20 protein-coding genes and 1 tRNA gene are annotated in these 18,102 nt (G+C 42.3%); 4 read left to right on the plus strand and 17 right to left on the minus strand.

Annotation, left to right across the window (positions count from 1 at the left end; translation table 11 throughout):
• The first annotated feature begins 15 nt into the window (after positions 1 to 15).
• Positions 16 to 471, plus strand: a complete 456-nt coding sequence (locus tag AC57BQ_RS02855; RefSeq protein WP_496404833.1) for a nuclear transport factor 2 family protein — start codon at positions 16 to 18, stop codon at positions 469 to 471.
• A gap of 186 nt (positions 472 to 657) precedes the next feature.
• On the opposite strand, the gene AC57BQ_RS02860 is transcribed toward AC57BQ_RS02855, so the two are convergent.
• Together AC57BQ_RS02860 and AC57BQ_RS02865 are read right to left on the minus strand one after the other, a co-directional pair.
• The gene (locus AC57BQ_RS02860; RefSeq protein ID WP_496404834.1) at positions 658 to 1,158 is read right to left on the minus strand and encodes an MATE family efflux transporter; all 501 of its coding nucleotides are present in this window, start codon (positions 1,156 to 1,158) and stop codon (positions 658 to 660) included.
• Positions 1,159 to 1,173: 15 nt separating this feature from the next.
• A complete protein-coding gene (locus AC57BQ_RS02865) occupies positions 1,174 to 2,088 on the minus strand; it encodes an MATE family efflux transporter (protein WP_496404835.1) in 915 nt (304 codons plus the stop codon).
• Between the two features lie 356 nt (positions 2,089 to 2,444).
• Here AC57BQ_RS02865 and AC57BQ_RS02870 point away from each other — a divergent pair, with 356 nt between their 5' ends.
• Positions 2,445 to 2,663 (plus strand): hypothetical protein, encoded by a 219-nt coding sequence (locus AC57BQ_RS02870; RefSeq protein WP_496404836.1) that lies wholly within the window; start codon positions 2,445 to 2,447, stop codon positions 2,661 to 2,663.
• Positions 2,664 to 3,159: 496 nt separating this feature from the next.
• Here the strand turns inward: AC57BQ_RS02870 and AC57BQ_RS02875 are convergent.
• Positions 3,160 to 3,231, minus strand: a tRNA-Arg gene (locus AC57BQ_RS02875).
• Between the two features lie 178 nt (positions 3,232 to 3,409).
• On the opposite strand from AC57BQ_RS02875, the gene AC57BQ_RS02880 reads away from it, so the two are divergent.
• Entirely contained in the window at positions 3,410 to 4,219 is an 810-nt protein-coding gene (locus AC57BQ_RS02880) for a capsular polysaccharide synthesis protein (protein WP_496404837.1), read from the plus strand.
• On the opposite strand, the gene AC57BQ_RS02885 is transcribed toward AC57BQ_RS02880, so the two are convergent.
• From AC57BQ_RS02885 to AC57BQ_RS02905, 5 genes are all read right to left on the minus strand, one after another.
• Positions 4,208 to 4,582: a DUF1801 domain-containing protein gene (locus AC57BQ_RS02885; protein WP_496404838.1), complete on the minus strand. Its 375-nt coding sequence runs from the start codon at positions 4,580 to 4,582 to the stop codon at positions 4,208 to 4,210. The two genes, AC57BQ_RS02880 and AC57BQ_RS02885, sit on opposite strands and share 12 nt — an antisense overlap.
• Entirely contained in the window at positions 4,582 to 4,977 is a 396-nt protein-coding gene (locus tag AC57BQ_RS02890; protein ID WP_496404839.1) for a hypothetical protein, read from the minus strand. Before AC57BQ_RS02890 ends, AC57BQ_RS02885 begins: the two co-directional genes overlap by 1 nt.
• A gap of 59 nt (positions 4,978 to 5,036) precedes the next feature.
• On the minus strand, positions 5,037 to 5,681 hold the full coding sequence (locus tag AC57BQ_RS02895; RefSeq protein ID WP_496404840.1) for a hypothetical protein: 645 nt from the start codon (positions 5,679 to 5,681) through the stop codon (positions 5,037 to 5,039).
• Between the two features lie 91 nt (positions 5,682 to 5,772).
• Positions 5,773 to 6,576, minus strand: a complete 804-nt coding sequence (locus AC57BQ_RS02900; RefSeq protein ID WP_496404841.1) for a helix-turn-helix domain-containing protein — start codon at positions 6,574 to 6,576, stop codon at positions 5,773 to 5,775.
• A gap of 19 nt (positions 6,577 to 6,595) precedes the next feature.
• Complete coding sequence (locus tag AC57BQ_RS02905; protein WP_496404842.1) at positions 6,596 to 7,408, minus strand: oxidoreductase; 813 nt, start codon at positions 7,406 to 7,408, stop codon at positions 6,596 to 6,598.
• A gap of 181 nt (positions 7,409 to 7,589) precedes the next feature.
• Here AC57BQ_RS02905 and AC57BQ_RS02910 point away from each other — a divergent pair, with 181 nt between their 5' ends.
• A complete protein-coding gene (locus AC57BQ_RS02910) occupies positions 7,590 to 8,600 on the plus strand; it encodes a hypothetical protein (protein WP_496404843.1) in 1,011 nt (336 codons plus the stop codon).
• A 96-nt stretch (positions 8,601 to 8,696) separates the two neighbouring features.
• Here the strand turns inward: AC57BQ_RS02910 and AC57BQ_RS02915 are convergent, their stop codons facing one another.
• The 9 genes from AC57BQ_RS02915 to AC57BQ_RS02955 form a co-directional block, all read right to left on the minus strand.
• The gene (locus tag AC57BQ_RS02915; protein WP_496404844.1) at positions 8,697 to 9,095 is read right to left on the minus strand and encodes a response regulator; all 399 of its coding nucleotides are present in this window, start codon (positions 9,093 to 9,095) and stop codon (positions 8,697 to 8,699) included.
• A gap of 83 nt (positions 9,096 to 9,178) precedes the next feature.
• Entirely contained in the window at positions 9,179 to 9,787 is a 609-nt protein-coding gene (locus AC57BQ_RS02920) for a TetR/AcrR family transcriptional regulator (RefSeq protein ID WP_496404845.1), read from the minus strand.
• A 146-nt stretch (positions 9,788 to 9,933) separates the two neighbouring features.
• On the minus strand, positions 9,934 to 10,680 hold the full coding sequence (locus AC57BQ_RS02925; protein WP_496409453.1) for an SDR family oxidoreductase: 747 nt from the start codon (positions 10,678 to 10,680) through the stop codon (positions 9,934 to 9,936).
• 184 nt (positions 10,681 to 10,864) lie between these two features.
• Positions 10,865 to 11,458 carry a LutC/YkgG family protein gene (locus tag AC57BQ_RS02930; protein ID WP_496404846.1) on the minus strand — a complete coding sequence of 198 codons (594 nt, stop codon included), beginning with the start codon at positions 11,456 to 11,458 and terminating at the stop codon, positions 10,865 to 10,867.
• Positions 11,455 to 12,840, minus strand: a complete 1,386-nt coding sequence (locus AC57BQ_RS02935; protein WP_496404847.1) for a lactate utilization protein B — start codon at positions 12,838 to 12,840, stop codon at positions 11,455 to 11,457. The genes AC57BQ_RS02930 and AC57BQ_RS02935 overlap by 4 nt, the downstream gene beginning before the upstream one ends.
• Positions 12,833 to 13,576 carry a (Fe-S)-binding protein gene (locus AC57BQ_RS02940; protein WP_496404848.1) on the minus strand — a complete coding sequence of 248 codons (744 nt, stop codon included), beginning with the start codon at positions 13,574 to 13,576 and terminating at the stop codon, positions 12,833 to 12,835. The genes AC57BQ_RS02935 and AC57BQ_RS02940 overlap by 8 nt, the downstream gene beginning before the upstream one ends.
• A 225-nt stretch (positions 13,577 to 13,801) precedes the next feature.
• Complete coding sequence (locus AC57BQ_RS02945) at positions 13,802 to 14,452, minus strand: START domain-containing protein (protein WP_496404849.1); 651 nt, start codon at positions 14,450 to 14,452, stop codon at positions 13,802 to 13,804.
• Positions 14,453 to 14,583: 131 nt separating this feature from the next.
• The gene (locus tag AC57BQ_RS02950) at positions 14,584 to 17,262 is read right to left on the minus strand and encodes an alpha-L-rhamnosidase (RefSeq protein WP_496404850.1); all 2,679 of its coding nucleotides are present in this window, start codon (positions 17,260 to 17,262) and stop codon (positions 14,584 to 14,586) included.
• Between the two features lie 346 nt (positions 17,263 to 17,608).
• Positions 17,609 to 17,818, minus strand: a complete 210-nt coding sequence (locus AC57BQ_RS02955) for a hypothetical protein (protein ID WP_090464568.1) — start codon at positions 17,816 to 17,818, stop codon at positions 17,609 to 17,611.
• Positions 17,819 to 18,102: the final 284 nt, after the last annotated feature.

Here is an 18,102-nt window from a genome sequence, read left to right on the forward strand (position 1 = left end):
AATTTGAAAATCCCTATGAAAAGATCTTTTTTATTAAAAGCCCTGCTATGTTTCGCAGTAACCTTTGTGCTTCATGTGGAAAAACCTTTTGCTCAAAGCTCAAAACAGATCACTGAGGTAACACAAGCCACCGAACAACTGCGTAAAGCAATGGTCGACGCGGATACCCTTACACTTAAAAAACTAGTATCAAGCGAAGTGAGTTATGGTCACTCAAGCGGTAAGCTGCAAACTAAAAAAGAATTTATAAGTGATCTCGCTACCGGCGCCTCTGATTTTGTATCTATTAATCTGACTGATCAAAACGTTAATGTGGTAGGTAACACGGCTATTGTAAGGCATATACTTACGGCAGCTACCAACGATAAAGGTAAAGGCCCGGGTATTACAAAGCTGGGTATACTGCTGGTATGGGTTAAAAATAAAGGGCAATGGCAATTGCTGGCCCGCCAGGCAGTAAAAGTGCCGTAATAAGTCGGGAAGTCCATAGTCGATGGTCCATAGACCATGAAGTCCGCAAGTAAAAAACTCCGCAAGTTTAGAGAGTGTAACCCTCCATGCTTTCGGACTTTTCTTTTGATCTTTATGTTTCTATCTTACAGACTTTACTGACTTCAGGTCTATGGACCATCGACTATGGACTATCGACTTCCTATCTTAAACCATAGTTTTTTTCCATTTGCCACGCTTAAACAAAATGTAAGCCCCTAAAGTAAGCCCGACCTCGGCAACGGGGATAGATATAAAAACGCCTGTTGGCCCCATTTCAAAATACTTGGCCAGTAAATAAGCAAAAGGGATCTGGAACACCCAGAAGGTAAAAACGTTGATCTTGGTAGGCGTCCAGGTATCGCCGGCACCATTGAAAGCGCTGGTTAAAACCATACCCACACCATAAATAATAAAGCCTCCGCTTAAAATTTGTAAAGAGCGGGTGGCTACTTTTATAACGGCCTTGTCCTCGGTAAAAAATGACGCGAATAAATGTCCGCAGGTTAAAAACAAGATGCTTACAATGCCCAGGAACACCATGGTGTATTTAATGGTTTGAAATACCGACTTTTCGGCCCTGTCTATATGGCCTGCACCCAGGTTTTGTCCTACCAGTGTTGCTGCAGCGTTACTTAATCCCCAGGCGGGTAACAGGAAGAACATCATTAAGCGCAGGGAGGTTTAATAACCCGCAGAGCCGGCTTCACCGCCGGTAGTAGCTACCAGTTCGGCCAGGAATATCCAGCTGCAACTGGCTACTACAAACTGTAAAATACCCGGTGCTGCAATTTTAATGATCGCCTTGATCTGCTGCCAGTCGGGCACAAAATAACTTAAGCGTATCTTCAGGATGTTTTTTCCGTTGAATAAATTGTAAACCTGGTAACTAACCCCCAGCCCTCTGCCAATAGTAGTGGCGATAGCAGCACCGGTTAAGCCAAAAGCCGGGATAGGGCCCAGCCCTCTGATAAAAAGAGGGCATAGGAAGCAGTTTGCTATATTGGCTATCAATAAACTCCGCATAGCTACGGCGGCATTGCCTGCCCCTCTGAAAATACCGTTGATCAAAAACAGCATCACAATAATGATACTACCACCCATCATAATCCGAACAAAGTTGGTTCCATGATCGGCAGTTTCGGCAGAGGCACCCATGATCAGCAGGATATCCCGGGCGTGTGTTAACCCTATAATGCTGATGGTAAGGTTAATAATTACCGCAATGATAATGGTTTGCATCCCGGCCTTTGAAGCCGCCTCGGGATTTTTTTCGCCGATACGACGGGCTACCACGGCTGTAGCTGCCATACTCAAACCAATAGCCAGGGAATATATAACAGTTAATACCGATTCTGTTAAACCAACCGTTTGAATGGCAAGGCTGCTGTTTTTCAAATGCCCCACAAAATACAGATCGACTAATGCGAATACGGATTCCATGGCCATTTCCAGCATCATGGGAATGGCTAATAGGATAATGGCTCTTTTAATGCTGATGGAGGTGAGGTCAACTTCGGCGCCTTTAAGTGATTGCTTTAAAACAGAGAAAAAAGAAGATACTTTACTTTGGGGTTTGGGTTGAACTGTCTCTAACATAGGTGTATTGGTTATATGGAACAAAAAGGAATAGATGTTTAACCATCAATATGAAACCTTTTGGTTACAAATATAAGGAAGGCTTTTGGTTAGGCAAGCATTATTAAAAAATTATAATAGCCCTTACGTTAAAAATGATCAAAACGATACTGTTTGGCTAATAAACAAGTAAATAGATTAGCAATAAATGGGGCTAAAAATATAAGCTTTGAGGCTGTAAAGGCGTTTTATTGTACAAAATGTTAAAAACGCTTTAATTGGTTAAGAAAGTAGAAAAAATAGCGAATACGCATCTAAAACCCGGCAAAAATCGTTAAATTAACAACACCAATTTATACCTTATTTGTCTTACTATTATGGATACATTAGTTACTTATATGTTCCAGATCACGGTAGCCTTTATGATCATACAGGTATGTATACCTATTGTGATCATCGTTAGAAGCAGGCACCAAAACAAAGCAAAGTACAGCGGCCTAACGCAGCTCGAGGTAGAAGAAATGGAACATCAGCATTTTCTCCAGGAGGTAGATGCGATTTTAAATATGAACCATATTTCACATTGTGAAGAGTGAACCTTACGAAAATAGAAAAGCCCAAACTTGATTAGTTAGGGCTTTTTAGAACGGTTCTTTTCACATTTAAATTGTAAATAGGTGCAATTTAGATGTGAAAGCTAATTAGCGACATATGCCTTGGTCTGGACTGCTCGGATTATTAGTAGATACGCACTTTGTTCCTGCAGCGCACTTTATATCCTGAAAATTACAATAGTTAGTCTTACCAGTCCCCCCTAATGTGTTTTTTAATTGATTTCTTGTCAACACAGTAACATTACCCAATTGTTGCAAATTTAATTCTAAATTTTTCATAAAATAATAAGTTAAATGGTGGTTAATAAGATGTTGTTTGATTTATTTAATAAGGCATTAAGATAATAATAATATTATGAAATTGCATTAAAATAAATATGCATTATATTGAAAATCTTTAATTTATGTATTTTATGTTTATTATTTAGCTGGGGGGAAATAAAAAAGGCCTCTTAAATTTATTTAAGAGGCCTTAAAGTGCTCCCGACGAGATTCGAACTCATATCGATGGTACCGGAAACCATAATTCTATCCGTTGAACTACGGGAGCATTTGCTGCAAAGATATACATTCAATTGTTTTTCCGGGTATGGAATATACAAAAATACATCTGCTTAAATTCTTGCTTTATCATTCCGTTTGTGTAACAAAACTGATCGTTACCTACAAGCCATAACGAATAATTTATATTTGGGCATAATAGCATTGTTATCATATATTTTGCCGTGATGTATAATTATCCTCCTAAAATAATTTGGTTTTTATGGCTGCAGGGTATGGATAGTGCCCCTTTGGTAGTAACCAAGTGCTATGAGTCATGGCTGAAACACAACCCCGGCTGGCAAATTATTTTTTTGGACGAAACTTCGGTTAAGGATTACTTTTCAGGAAAATATGAGCACATAACCAAACAGGCATTTTCAGATATCTTAAGGATCAACCTGCTTGCCCAATATGGGGGTGTATGGGTTGATGCCACCTGCTTTTGTACAAAACCATTAGATTCCTGGTTAACAGACTATATGAAATGTGGGTTTTTTGCATTCGAAAAACCAGGCCCCGACCGCATGATCTCGAGTTGGTTTATAGCATCGGCCGTTAATAATCATATAACAAATACCTTTCGGCAGTTAGTTTTGGATTATTGGCGCAACAGTAAAGGGATGACTTTGATCGAACATTCAAAGTGGAAGTTTTTGAATAAATATTTGCCGGGGTTCGGTAATCAGGTTTGGTTTCGGCCTTTGGTTACTAAAGGTTTAAAAATACACCCTTATTTCTGGTTCCATTATTTGTTTGAAAAAAACTACCTGGCCGATAATGAGGTAAAACAACTATGGAACGATACTCCCAAAATAAGCGCTGATATACCGCATAGCTTGCAATTTTCCGGCTTATTTAATCTATTAACAGATGGTATAAAAGCTGATATCGATAATATGATCTCGCCATGTTATAAACTGATGTGGAATTATCAGCCAGCAGATCTTAAATCAGGAACGGTGATGGATTACCTATTAAATATTTCAACTGTTTAACTTGATGAGCCCCGTTCTGTACAGATCGAGGGCCTGCCTTAAAATATCATTTATCGTTTCTACCGGCAGATCTTTATCCGCTTCAAAAAGCATGATCTTCATACGTGAGCGTTTTTCGATGATGAGCTTAGGGTGATCAAATCTTTGCCCTTCAACAATACCGATGTAGGGTTGATGATATTTTTTGTGTACCCATAGGTAGCAGAACATTTTGCCCTTGTAGCAGAAAAATGGCATCCCATATTTCCATTCGGCAGATATGTTCTCGTCTTGTTTTAGGATGATATCTTTAAGTGCCAGTAAACAACCCCTGATGGGTTCGTCCTTTTGCAGGTAAAAATTATCCAGCTGAGTTAAGGCCATTACTTTTTCTTAACCAATTTTGACGCGATAAACGCAAACAGGCCCTGCACCAGTCCCGAGGCTATACCAATTACAACACCTATAACAGCCAGGGCCACCTGGGGTGGAATGTGGTATGGATTGCCGTTATACATGGCGGCTTCCTGCGCGTGACCAACTTCATAGTTTTTATAAAAAATAGCATGTGCGGCGATGATCCATACACAGTTTACGAGGCTAAGACAAAAGCCATTGGTAAAATACATTTGTGTACAGTTTTTGGCGATAAGATAAGCGCAGATAATAAAAATAACCGGCCAGATAGCCCCCTCAATATTACTCGGAATAAAAAACGCTGTCGCCAGGCCCATGGCCAGGCCAAACATCGAGAGCTTTAGGATCAGGTTCCAGTTCATATAAAGGTTTTTAGGTTTGTTTTTATAAATCTATCTAAAACAAACAGAAAAACAAATAATTAGGGAAGCAGGAATGACATGCTCAGCATTAATACCGAAAGAAATATCATAAACAATACAAATGTCTTAATATGTTTTAAGGTACGGCCTTCTTTCAGTATCACATTCCGGACTGGTTCGGATATCAAAAGCGTGAGGGATAATAACAGCATAAAACATAATCCCAGGTTCATACCTATGAATGGAACTTTATTATTCTGAAATGTATGTACGAAATTGGGTAGAAACAACAAATTCCAGATCACCACAATGGCGATGGCTGCCGGAATTTTCATGGCAAAACCACCTTTTTCCTGTATCGCGGTAATGATGGTATCCTCATAAACAGGTAAGCGTTCTTTATTGTCTAAAAAGCCTGTTTGCTGTATCTGTCGCAGAATCGAATCTGCATTGGTGAATGACTTGAAAATAACGGTTGAATAGTATCCCTTTACTTTGTGTATAATACGGATACCGCTTGAAAATAAACTCATCCCGGAAGCGGTTATCGATACCACATCTTCTGGCCTGAAATGTAGGTTCCCCAATAAAGAAATATTAAGTTCGAGTTCATTTTTGTTAACCCGGAGGGTAGCAAACGGCCAGGTGGCATTCATCAGGCCATACGTGGCGCCACCAGTGAGTTCAAATTCGGTTAAGGTCATTTAGTAAATAGCTAATTAGGGTAAGCATGATAAAACTATCAAAACAAAATCAGTAAAAAGCAAAATTTGCAAGATAATTTTTAAGCCTGGCTTACACTCTTGATGGTACTATTCCAAATGCCTTTTTGAAAGTGTATGAAAAGTGCGACAGATTCTCAAAACCCACATCAAGATATACTTCTGATGGTTTTTGGCCCTTTTCCCTGATGAGGTAATAGGCCTCATTCAATCGCTTTTGTTGCAACCATTGTCCTGGTGCCATGCGAAATACTTTTTCAAAGTCGCGCTTAAAGCTGGCCAGGCTGCGACCTGTGAGTTTGGCAAACTGGGCAGCAGGTACATTGAACATATAATTTTGGTTCATGTAAGCTTCCAGATCTATCTTGTATGGTTCCGTGAAATCAAAAAGGAAATCGTAAAAATCCGGATTGAAATTCAGGAGCAGTTCAACCGCTTCTTTGGTTTTCAGCTCAGCCATGTTATCGGTGGCTCTTTCCGGATGATCAAAATAGGGCATCAAAGAGTCGAAATAACCTTTAATGAACGGATCCGGCTGCAGTATATGAATATGGCTTCCGGTGTATGGTTTGGCCGGCGTAAGTTTATGTTCGGCGCTATATCTGCGTAAAAATGGCTGGTCTAAAAATATATTGATCGATTTAAATTCGCCCGTAAGTCCCGGTACTTTTTCCGACTTCACCAACTGGTTTCTGCGTAAAAGCCCAATGGTACCAGCGCTAAATATCCGGGTGCCTTCGCTGGTTTTCTGATGTATTTCGCCAGATATGATGTACCCGAAAGCATGTTCGGGTACAAATGATTCGTTAGCACGTTGTTTTTTATCAACGCAGGAGTAGAGCAGGTTGTTGAACAATATGTGGCTTTTGTCTTCCATCGTCAATTTAAATATACAATTACTTCAGCTGGCTCAACAGCATTTTATCAAAAGTACGGTCAGACAGTATTTTTCGCATGAATAATGCGGGGCCAGCCATATAGCCACCGTGATAGCGTGTTTTAGGTTGTTTGGCCGCTATGGCTTTTCTCACCAGATCAACAATAACTATCGGCTCAGCATTCTTTTCATTAGCTTTTACTGCTATAGCAGCAAATTGTTCGGCTAAAGTACGATAAGCTGTATCTCCCGAAATTTTACGCAGATTATCCATCGCTATACTGCTCCATTCAGATTTTACACCACCGGGTTCAATCACTACCACATCAATACCAAATTGCTTTACTTCATTGCGCAGGCTATCGCTCAGGGCCTCTAAAGCAAACTTGCTGGCGTGGTACCAGCCGCCAAGGGCCGCCGCGAACTTGCCGCCAATAGATGATATGTTTATGATTGTGCCCGAATGCTGCCTGCGCATGTGTGGTAATACCAGCTGTGTTAAATGAGCCGCGCCAAAAACATTTACTTCCATTTGATAACGCGCATCGGCAATGGGTACATCCTCAATAGCTCCGTACGAACCAAATCCGGCATTATTGATTAGTACATCAATACCGCCTTCGGCTTTTACTATAGTTTCAATACCAGCAATCATGGAAGCCTCGTCAGTTACATCCATAGCTAATATCCTTACGCCTAATTGTTTAAGGTCGGCCATTTTCTCCACACGACGTGCCGCACCATAAACTATATGCCCATCCTGTGCCAGGTGCCTGGCCATTTCTTTACCCATACCGGCAGATGCGCCGGTTATTAATATGATCTTTTTCATTTTTCTTTGCTCTGTTAATTACAAAACAAAGATGGGTGTAAAAGCAGGGGCTCAGGTTTGCTGTGCAGCTCAACTTTACTTTGGTGAGAAGCTCAAAGACAATTGCCCATGATATGACAGAGGAAAGAATCAAATGCGCGCTATCGACTCACCCCGACATCGCTGCGCTCGTCACCCCTCTATGCGCGAAGCGGAGAGAGGGGATTTGCATTTCTTTTTTTTCAACCCTCTTTCCGCCACAGGCGAAGAGAGGGTGGTCCAGCGAAGCGTAGACCGGGTGAGTCGGCTCTGCATTATGATATTTCTGAACAAAGCTTGTTCTGCCAATCATGGGCTATTACTCTCAAAAAAAGGCTCGCTTTGTCGTAAAACAGAATGCAGGAATTATAAAAAAAGACGTTTATATTTAAATCATACAATAACCACAAATCAAATAATGTATAAAGGCGTGTATAAATTGACATTGAAAAGCCTGCTAATTATAATACTAATCGGATTCTTTTGTGGAACAAGCTATGCTCAAGTGAAGTTTGGCGGGCAAGTATTTGAGAACAATACCAAAATACCTCTTTCGGGAATAAGCATAGAAAACTTAAACGCTCACCTAAAACAAATTTCAGCTTCGGACGGAAGCTTTGCCATTAGCGCCAAGATGGGTGACCTGCTGTCTTTTTCGTCGCCTTATTATCAGCCAGATACTGTTTATATTACAAATTTAAGTTATCTGAAGATCTACCTTAGTTTAAAGACTAAGGTACTCAAAGAAGTTCAAGTAACTTCATCTGAACTAAAGACAGGGTCGCTAAAGGCGGCTCCATCAAAAGGCCCATTTAACAGTGAAACAGTGCTGTACCAAACCGATGCTGCTGGTCGTCCCATAGGTGGCATCAAAATTATGGTACATGATTGGAACAAAGATGAAAACAGAAAAATAAGGGAGCAGCAATTTCTTCTTGATGAGGAGAAAAAGGCACAGATTTCAAAAGTTTTCAGTCCCGAAAACCTTCAGGGCTATTTGCCTATAAAAGATCAAGAGTTAAAAAATTTCATTACACTTTATATTCCCGATATTAAGACATATAGCAGCCATGAATTTAATCTGGCGGCTTATTTAAACTCTTGCTATCAGGAGTTTCTCAAAATTCCGGCTGGGCAACGACAGTCGGAAGAGTTCTTAAAAATCAACAAATAGCATAGCTTTTTCACAATACAAATTGATTAATCGTCTGTAAAAGTCGATCAGTAAATGTATATGGCAGGGATCTTAAAGTAGCAGGAACGGGATCGGCTAGAAATCGCAATCGGCATGTTCTACGTCATTGCCGGCTTTGAGGAAACAAGTTTTGATGGTATCCGTTATATCGGAAAGATTAAAAGGTTTGGCTATAAAGGCATCGGAACCATAATTACCCAGGGACTCGAGTACCCGGGGATAGGCCGATACCATGATCACGGGAATATGGCAGGTCTCGGGTGTGGTTTTGAGCATGTGGCAAAGCTCGCCACCGTTTATCCCGAATAGTATATAGTCCAGGATAACCATGTCGGCATTGAAACTGATAGTCGCCTTACATATATCATCGGTAAAGTTGATTCCCTGAACTTCGTAGCCCTCCATCTCGAGCGCTTCTTTCATCACGTCAAGTACATCCTCGCTATCATCAAGGATTAAGATTTTTTTAGGCATATTGTTAAATTGGTACTCTTTATAACGTTGAGTTAACAACTTTTGTTTTTAGCCCCCCAATTATTATTGCTGTAATAATTAGGTTACACGCTTGTTTTAAGCTGCGTGATGATAGCATCTACTGTTTTTAATACCTTATCCAGGCTGGCCGGGGTGTTGGTTACCTTGGCTATCATGATACCCCCCTCGATCAGGGCGATAATGGACAGGGCAGTTTGGGCAATGTCGATACCTGATTTAAATTCTCCCGCTGCTATGCCTCCCTGTATCAGGTCTTCAATTCTTTTCTTCCAGTTAATAACCACCTGGGCGGCTTTTTCCTTTAAAACCGGGTTGGTATCATCGGCATCAACAGCCGTATTCAAGATGGGGCAGCCGCCTTCCGGAAAACTGATGGCGTTAAATCTATGGTAAACCTGGGCATATACCATCAACTTATCATGATAGGTAGATGCCTGATCAATAAGCTGCCTGGTTTGCTTGCGTACTTTTGCGGTGTTGTACTCAAATGCAGCTACGGCAACTTCTTCTTTGTTTTTAAAATTACCGTATATACTACCCTTGGTAAGCCCCGTTGCTTCGGTAAGGTCCGATAACGAAGTACCCGCATATCCTTTTTTATTAAAGATACCCGCAGTTTTTTCTACAATGAACTGGCGTGTTCTTGCAGCTTTTGATAATTCCGTTTCCATTACACAAATGTACCAATTGGTATTTTAATATTATAATTTGATGAATGATGATCAGGTAAAGGGCTTTATTAGGGTTTTAAAAGAGGAACGAAGCAGAAGATCCGCCTCGTTCCCCGTAAAAATGACTCGCGTTTTAGTTTTATAAATTAACTGGCGCGACCATGTAATACTTTTAACGCTTCGGCAGGTGATGACAGATATAGTTGGTAAAATTGCTCGGTGCCGGCTACCCTGATCTCATAGTTGTCGGTTTCCAGCCCGGCTAAAAACTCATCAGCAACCTGCGATGGTTTGATGCCCAGATGACCGTTAATTTCTGTAGAAAATTCCGTATCAACTAATGGCGGCATCAATTCAAACACCTTAACGCTTGTGTCTTCTAATGCAACCCTTAAGGCCTGGGTATAAGAGTGCAACGCGGCTTTACTGGCAGAATAAGTAGCGGTTACCTTACCTGGTAAAAAAGCTACTATTGATGATACGTTTACGATAGCTGCCTCTGTTTGTTTTTTAAGCAATGGCAATAATTTTTCGTTAAGCCTGATAATAGACAGGTAGTTGGTATGCATTTCAATACTTGCTCTTTCAAAAGTATCAGTGTTGTTAAGCAGATCACTTAATCCTGCCGCGGCACCCGCATTATTGATCACGATATTAAGTTTAGGAAAGTCGCTGATTAATTTGGTAACAAGCGATTCCACATCTGCAGCGTTTGATATATCAGCGCTAATAGCGGTAACATTTTGTAATTGAGCTGCGGCTTTTTGCAAACGCTCGGAGTTACGGCCAATAATAATAACGTGATTGTTTTTGGCTGATAGTTGTTTGGCTATTTCAAATCCTATGCCAGCGCTTCCGCCGGTTATGAGTACAGTGTTCTGTGAGGTTTTGATTTTGTTTTAATGTTGATGATTAATTTCAACAAGACAAAAATATACCAATTGGTATATTTTTACAATAGGCAAAACTCATCCTTGTGTCATCATTGTAATGACATCCATTTTTAAGGTGGTGACAACAAAAATAAGGCCTGTTATTTACTCATAACAGGCCGGTATATAATGTATTAAGAAGGGGCTATGTAAGGATGAACACCGACAAACTCCGGGGCCCATGTGCACCAATAACCAACGATTGTTCAATATCCGCAGTTTTTGATGGGCCCGAGATGAAGGCTCCATAACCATAATCGGCGTTGCCTATCTGGGCATAAGCCTGAGCCATGGTTGGCACAAGGGTGTCTTTGCCAATTACAACAGCCAAATGTTGACTAATGAATGGAAGCACCCGTATATTCATCTGGCTTTCTGTAAGCCATAAGGCTCCGTTTTCGGCAACGCCGAGATCTGAGCGCAATATGGTCAATTCTACATCGGCAAAGCTGTGTGATGGTTCGCCGCTCACATCGCCCGCATAGGTATAATTGCCCAATTCCGGAATGCCCGATATGATCTTTACGCCGGGCTTAAACTCCTTTTGCAAGATAGTTTTTATAGCTTCAAGATCAGCCACTTCATAAACAAAACTCCCACCGGCGCTGGCTATACTGGTATACTGCTGTGTTAAATAACCTTCGGTTACGGTTAAGGTATTCAATATTTCCAGATCAGGCAGCGGGGCATGGGTAAACTGATTTTTTTTAACCGCTGCTAATATTTTTTCCCTGCTCATTTCTTTTCTTCCTTTCTTTTGCTGTACCATTCGCCAAATGATTCTTCCGGGGCTTTGGGCATTTCACGGTGTTTGTACCAGGGATTTAATCCATTGTTAACTGCAAACGGAGCATATTTAAATACCAGGCGACCTACCTTGCCGCCCGACCTGTACAACGCAGGTGAGGATAGGGTAAAGGCCATCGCTTTCATGGCCATGGTTTTTGCTTTAGGGCTGTAGCCTTCTTTTACAATAACCTGTCGCCATTTATAAAGCTGGTCATGGATGTCAATTTTAACCGGGCATACGTTACTGCAGGAGCCGCAAAGGGTGGAGGCAAAGGGCAGGTCGGCATATTTTTTCATGTCGAGATTCGGCGCCAGTATAGAGCCTATAGGACCTGCAACGGCAGTATGATAACTATGCCCGCCACTTTTACGATATACCGGGCAGGTGTTCATACAGGCCCCGCAACGGATACATTTTAATGAATTGCGAAAATCCTCGCGACCCAATTGTATGCTCCGGCCATTATCTACTATAACAATATGAATTTCGGTACCCTGTTGTGGTTTTTTGAAGTGACTGGAATAGGTGGTAATAGGCTGACCAGTGGCGCTGCGGGTGAGCAACCTTAAAAAAACGCCCAAATGTTTTCTTTCGGGAATGATCTTCTCTATACCCATCGAGGCAATATGGATCTCGGCCAGGTGGGCGCCCATATCGGCATTGCCCTCGTTGGTACATATTACAAATTCTCCGGTTTCGGCAATAGCGAAGTTAACGCCGGTAAGCGCCGCGCGGCGTGTCAGAAATACTTCGCGCAAATGTTGCCGGGCGGTTTCGGTCAGGATCTTAGGGTCTGATTCACCTTTAGCCGAGCCTAAATGCTCATGAAAAATATCGCCTATCTCTTCTTTCTTTTTATGGATACAAGGGAGTACGATGTGACTTGGTGGCTCACCGGCCAGCTGTACAATGCGTTCGCCCAGATCGGAGTCGATTACATCAATACCTTGTTCTTTGAGATATTCATTCAAATGGCACTCTTCGGTCAACATGGATTTGCTTTTGACCATGCGGTTGATGCCACGTTCCTGTAATAAGCGGTGTACGATTTGATTATGTTCTTTGGCATCAGCGGCCCAATGCACTATGATGCCGTTGTTGATCGCGTTAGCCTCAAACTGCTCCAAGTATTCACTCAGATTTGATAATACATTATTCTTGATCTGTGATGCGGTTTCCCTTAATAATTCCCACTCGGGTAGTTTATGAGCCTGTATATCGCGCTTTTGGCGTACCCACCATAAGGTTTCGTCGTGCCAGTCAACGCGTGGTTCATCCTGGTTAAAGATGCTGGCTAACTCGGAGTGGCTTTTTGCTGTAACATTACTCATGGCTGTAGTGATTTAAGATTTCGGCCACATGAATTACTTTAACATCGCTTTTTTGCCGGCGTAAAATGCCTTCCATATGCATGAGGCATGAAAGATCGGCCGAGGTAATGTATTGGGCGCCGTGTTCGATATGGTCGTCTACACGGTCTTTCCCCATTTTGGAGGATACCGCTTCTTCGGCAACACAAAAAGTTCCGCCAAAACCGCAGCAATCATCCTGTCGGGTTAAAGGTACCAGCTCCAGACCCTGTACCATATCCAGCAGTTGTGCCGGTTTGCTAAAAGCAGGAGCAACCAGCTCGCTCATTTGCGATATCCGCAGACCGCGCAAACCGTGACAGCTTTGGTGTAAACCTACTTTATAAGGGAAACGGGCTTTTAGTTCCGTAACGTTTAATACATCAACTAAAAACTCGGTAAGCTCATACACCCTTTTGCGGATATCAATAGCCTGTTCTTCTTTCTCGGGTGAATGTAAATGCTCTTTGATGTGCAGGGTACAACTGCCCGATGGGCATACGATATAATCATATCCCGAAAAGTTATCAATAAACAAATTATTGCAGCCGGTAGTGAGATGTTCATATCCGGAATTGGCCATGGGCTGCCCGCAACAGGTCTGATTTTTAGGATAGTGTACCTCAACGCCTAATTTTTCGAGCAATTCCAGCGTGGCAATAGCTGCTTTAGGATAAAATTGATCAACATAGCAGGGCACAAATAAAGCTACCTTCATTTTATAGTGTTTACTTTAATTGGTTAAAGCAATATTAGCGGTAATAAATTATAAAACTGTCATCAGGCATCTGAAAGTACCACGGTAACAGCATAGACAATTACAGCTAAGCAACGAAATTACGCTTATAGCAGGCAACTGTTATCAGCTTTTTTTGCAAATGATTAATGGTAATTAGCGTAATGGAGATAGAATGCCGCTATGCCGTTTCAATAACCCGTATGATCAATCGGTAATATAAGGCAGCTTGATATTTTTATAGGTAGGTTTCTGCAATTGTATCTTAAGCTTTTTGAAGCTTTCTGTGGGACCCTGCGTAATAAACATATTAAGCAACCAGGCAGGTACGCTACCGCCGGCATCCAAATGCAGGGTGTATTCAATTTTTACATGATCGCTGTCTATCGGGGTAATTATCCATTTACCTACTGAATGTTCAATACGAACTATACCATCTTTACGTGGCACCATATCTGCCAAACAGGGGGCATCAACCGTAACCACTTTGGTTTTAGGGTCCTGGGTAACTTTTATATGGGCAATAAAATCGCGGTTATGCAAAGGCCAGGGTATAGATACTTCGGAATAGTAATATAGTTCTGAAGGTGATACCTGTTTGATCATGTTAACAGATTTGGTATGATAAACCCAGTCTATACTGCCTTTGATGTCCAGTAATACGGCAACCAATTGAGCGGCCGAGGCATTAAATTCACATTCCACCTTAATGGCTTTTATTTTGGAATCAGGCACATGCCTGGTGTAAACCTTAACACCTTCTTTGTTAGTACTTAAGGCCCAGGGCTCCTCGGCATGGGCTATGTTGATCAACGAAAATGCAAGCAGCAGTAGTAGTAAAGTGACTTTTTTGTACATGATATAGAGCCGATATAATGTAACAAAAGTATATACAAAACAAGCCGGTTAGTGAACCGGCTTGTCAGTAAAAGGTCATTTGGTGTTAAGCGAATGTAAATATGAAATATCTATGGCAATTGAAGTGACAATTATTTCACCTCAAAAACATAACTTCCTGCAACGGCCTGGTAAGGTCCTGAACCATTGAGCAGTTTGCCGCCCAGGTAAGTTTTACCTGCGGGTAAGGTAATGGTAGCTGTTGAATTGGCCGGTACAGTAACCCTGTAAGTTATACCATGATCTGTACGTTGCCACGAGGATACTATTTTGCCGTAAGGGCCATCATGAGTGGCCGTAAATTCATTAAGTCCGGTTACAAAGTGCGGCTGCAGCAGGATATGTTTAAAACCAGGATGATCCTGATCGGTATGGATCCCCGCTATACCTTTGTACAACCAGGCGCCTATCTCCCCAAACATGATATGATTTAGCGAGATATCAGATTTAGCATCGATCTTCCAGTTTTCATACAGCGTAGTGGCACCATTCACCATCCACCAACCCCAGGAAGGAAAAGTTTCCTGCGATGCTATTTTATAAGCCACATCCGGGTAGCCATTATCACTCAATGCACTCAAAATGGCTTTGGCTCCTAAAATTCCCACATCCAGGTGGTAATTATCGGCAGCCACACGCTGCGCCAGGTTGGCCGCCACTTTGCTTTTTAGACTTTGCGGTACCACATCCCAGTAAAGAGGTACGCTCAACTCGGTTTGCAGGCCTTTGCCATACATACCGGTTTCGGTGTTCAGGTATTTGGCGTTGATGGCATTTTTAATCTTATTGGCCAGTGCCGAGTATTTTACAAAATCGGCTTGTTTACCCAATATTTTTGCGGCCTTAGCCAGGATGCTGGCATCGGTATAATAATAAACTGAGGAAGTAAGCTCAACCGGCGATACGGACTTTACCGGTACCCAATCGCCCAGGCCCCAGGTGGTTAGTCCCGTTGGATAGAGTTCATCAATATGATTTACGTACTTTTCGATGCTGGTATAACTATCCGCCAGTAGTTTGCTATCGCCATAAAACAAATAAATGTTCCAGGGGATAATGGCGATGGTGCTTGTCCAGTCGGGTCCGTTGCCCCATTCGTAGCCCCAGCCGCCAGTCGGGATAATGGATGGGAGCACACCATTGGGTTGCTGTTCGTCGCGATGGTCGGCCAGCCATTTTTCATAAATGGTGATGGCGTCAAAATTATATAAGCCTGTTTCACTGGCTATGTGAGCATCGCCCGTCCAACCGTTTTTTTCGCGTTGCGGGCAATCGGTAGGGTAACCAAACAGGTTGCTGAGGTAGGAGTTATTGGTAGCGCTCCAGATTTGGTTGATGGTTTTGTTTGATGATGTTACAGTACCGATAGGAGCCACATCGCTATGCATAAAATAAGCTTTCAGGCTTTCCTTTTTTAATTCCACGGGTTTGCTGCTGCTTACCTCTATGTACTGAAAACCCTTATAGTTAAATTTAGGCATAAAGGTTTCTTCGCCTTTGCCGCTCAAAATAAAAATGTCGGTTTGAAAAGGGTCTTTATCATCAGTAGGGCGGTAGTGCAGGTCGATGTTGGATTGATCTACATGACCATTCTTATTCAGCCGCTCGGCATGTTTTAAACGGATTACAGTGCCCGAATCTCCTTTAACGGTGATCTTGCTCACGCCGGATATATTTCGCCCAATATCAAACACCCAAAGGTTATTATCAATTTTGGTGATGCTTTTAGCAGGTATCTCTTCTACATTGCGGATAGGTTGTAGACTTTGAGCCACGATGTTTTGCGACGGCGCCGAACGGTTAATAACCTGTTTCCAGGCAGTATCTATAAAATTGGGCGTATTCCAACCAGCTTGTTCTTTGCGGGCATCGTAGTGTTCGGCAGTGTAAATGCTGTTAAAAACGATAGGACTTAGTGACGTTTTCCATTGTGTGTTGGAGCTTACGGTTTCCTCAGAACCATCGGTATAAGTAATCCGCAGATCCATACAAAACGTGGGGCGACCGCGCCATGGCGCCTGGTGAAAATACCACACCGCCGTACTCTGATGGTTATACCATCCATTGCCCAGCAATACTCCAATAGCGTTTTTGCCGCTTTGCAGCTGCGCGGTAACATCGTAGGCTACATACAGGGTGCGCCTGTCAAACCGGGTATACATGGGGTCGAGGCGATGATTGCCGATCTTTTGCCCGTTAATATACAATTCATAAAGACCTGCTACGGCGATATAAGCTCTTGCCGAGCGGATCTGCCGGGCTACCTTAAAGGTATGCCTAAAGTAGGGGGCGGGATTTACAGCGATACCTTTATTGTCACTTATCCAGGAGCCTTTCCAGTTACGCATATCCATCATCCCGGTTTCAAAACTGGCTATGGCAGATGGTACGAGTTTTTTACCTGCCTGACCCCATAGCTGCACGCGCCAATAGTATTTGGTAAATGGCTGTAATGGCTTACCCTGGTAACTGACCAGGTTTGATGAGGACACCACCTTGCTGGTTTGCCAGCTATCGCTTTTACCATTGCTTACGCCTGTAGAATCGGTACCAACAATAAGTTGATAAGCAGTTTGGGTCGCGCCTTGTCTTTCATCGGCCATTAACCAACTTAAACGAGGGTGCCGGGAATCGATACCAATAGGATTAACGAGGTGTTCGGATTGTAAGCCCACTGCTTTACCGGGTGTATCGGCAAAGCCTGTGTTGATGATGAAAAAATTAAATAATAAAGCGATGTAAAGCGTAGGCTCACATAAGAGTCGTTTCATATAATGCAATAAAGCGGTTTATAAAGGTAAGCAAGATAATTCAAGGGGCTTAAGCAATGTTAAGCTGATATTTTTGCTTACGCAACCCTAACTGTCCTGAGGGGTTGGGTGGGTATAGCGAAGCTGCCCCTCAGCCCGTCTGCGCTTCGCTGGAAAGAGGGGAGTATAAAAAATAACGTCTTTGCGAGCGTAGCGTGGACTCCCTCCGGTCGGTTGTCCACGTCGTTCCTCCTCGCAATGACGCGCGGAGGAGGTGCATTATTCCCTTCTTTCCATATAGGCCATAACCTGCCGTAAGGCTATCGCCAAAAAAAAGAATATTCTGCATAATAATGCAACGGCTATTTTAGAACCTGTTGTTATCTCTGAAGTTTTGAGCGCGAACAGCTATTTGATCTAAAGTGAGTTCGCCGTATCTTTTTGCACGATCCATCCATTCAGGCCCGTTTTCGGTCAGGTCGTCAATGATCGACTTGCCATTTGGCCCCTTTTTGGTCACATAGTTTATGCCGTAAGCAACTGCTGCACCAACGACAAGAAGTTTTAGTAAGCCCATAATTTTATTTTTATTGTTTGTATGACAATGATGATGCCAGTTTGTTACATATACGGGTTAAGAGTCAGGATGTTAGATTCAGAAATTAAGAAATAGTTTAATTATCCGATCAGGGAAAATACCTCTGAATTTATTTGGGGCGCTTTTGCCCACTCAGGGTCTCTCGCAGAGGACCCTGAGTTATAGACTGGTCTTAGGCAACCTCCGGGTCTCCTGAAAGGGACCCGGAGGGGACAAAATGCTTTATTTATGGTTTACACTGTAAACCCACTTTATGATGAGTT

It is taken from the genome of Mucilaginibacter sp. BGA-UO-ETr-C110 (assembly GCF_059567985.1).

Coding starts and splice junctions, on each gene's coding strand:
- AC57BQ_RS02930 (WP_496404846.1), bottom strand. CDS start 11,458: ATGAGCAGGGAAAAAATATTAGCAGCGGTTAAAAAAAATCAGTTTACC.
- AC57BQ_RS02855 (WP_496404833.1), top strand. CDS start 16: ATGAAAAGATCTTTTTTATTAAAAGCCCTGCTATGTTTCGCAGTAACC.
- AC57BQ_RS02950 (WP_496404850.1), bottom strand. CDS start 17,262: ATGAAACGACTCTTATGTGAGCCTACGCTTTACATCGCTTTATTATTT.
- AC57BQ_RS02905 (WP_496404842.1), bottom strand. CDS start 7,408: ATGAAAAAGATCATATTAATAACCGGCGCATCTGCCGGTATGGGTAAA.
- AC57BQ_RS02940 (WP_496404848.1), bottom strand. CDS start 13,576: ATGAAGGTAGCTTTATTTGTGCCCTGCTATGTTGATCAATTTTATCCT.
- AC57BQ_RS02915 (WP_496404844.1), bottom strand. CDS start 9,095: ATGCCTAAAAAAATCTTAATCCTTGATGATAGCGAGGATGTACTTGAC.
- AC57BQ_RS02885 (WP_496404838.1), bottom strand. CDS start 4,582: ATGGCCTTAACTCAGCTGGATAATTTTTACCTGCAAAAGGACGAACCC.
- AC57BQ_RS02880 (WP_496404837.1), top strand. CDS start 3,410: ATGTATAATTATCCTCCTAAAATAATTTGGTTTTTATGGCTGCAGGGT.
- AC57BQ_RS02860 (WP_496404834.1), bottom strand. CDS start 1,158: ATGATGTTCTTCCTGTTACCCGCCTGGGGATTAAGTAACGCTGCAGCA.
- AC57BQ_RS02955 (WP_090464568.1), bottom strand. CDS start 17,818: ATGGGCTTACTAAAACTTCTTGTCGTTGGTGCAGCAGTTGCTTACGGC.
- AC57BQ_RS02870 (WP_496404836.1), top strand. CDS start 2,445: ATGGATACATTAGTTACTTATATGTTCCAGATCACGGTAGCCTTTATG.
- AC57BQ_RS02920 (WP_496404845.1), bottom strand. CDS start 9,787: ATGGAAACGGAATTATCAAAAGCTGCAAGAACACGCCAGTTCATTGTA.
- AC57BQ_RS02900 (WP_496404841.1), bottom strand. CDS start 6,576: ATGGAAGACAAAAGCCACATATTGTTCAACAACCTGCTCTACTCCTGC.
- AC57BQ_RS02890 (WP_496404839.1), bottom strand. CDS start 4,977: ATGAACTGGAACCTGATCCTAAAGCTCTCGATGTTTGGCCTGGCCATG.
- AC57BQ_RS02935 (WP_496404847.1), bottom strand. CDS start 12,840: ATGAGTAATGTTACAGCAAAAAGCCACTCCGAGTTAGCCAGCATCTTT.
- AC57BQ_RS02895 (WP_496404840.1), bottom strand. CDS start 5,681: ATGACCTTAACCGAATTTGAACTCACTGGTGGCGCCACGTATGGCCTG.
- AC57BQ_RS02910 (WP_496404843.1), top strand. CDS start 7,590: ATGCGCGAAGCGGAGAGAGGGGATTTGCATTTCTTTTTTTTCAACCCT.
- AC57BQ_RS02945 (WP_496404849.1), bottom strand. CDS start 14,452: ATGTACAAAAAAGTCACTTTACTACTACTGCTGCTTGCATTTTCGTTG.
- AC57BQ_RS02865 (WP_496404835.1), bottom strand. CDS start 2,088: ATGTTAGAGACAGTTCAACCCAAACCCCAAAGTAAAGTATCTTCTTTT.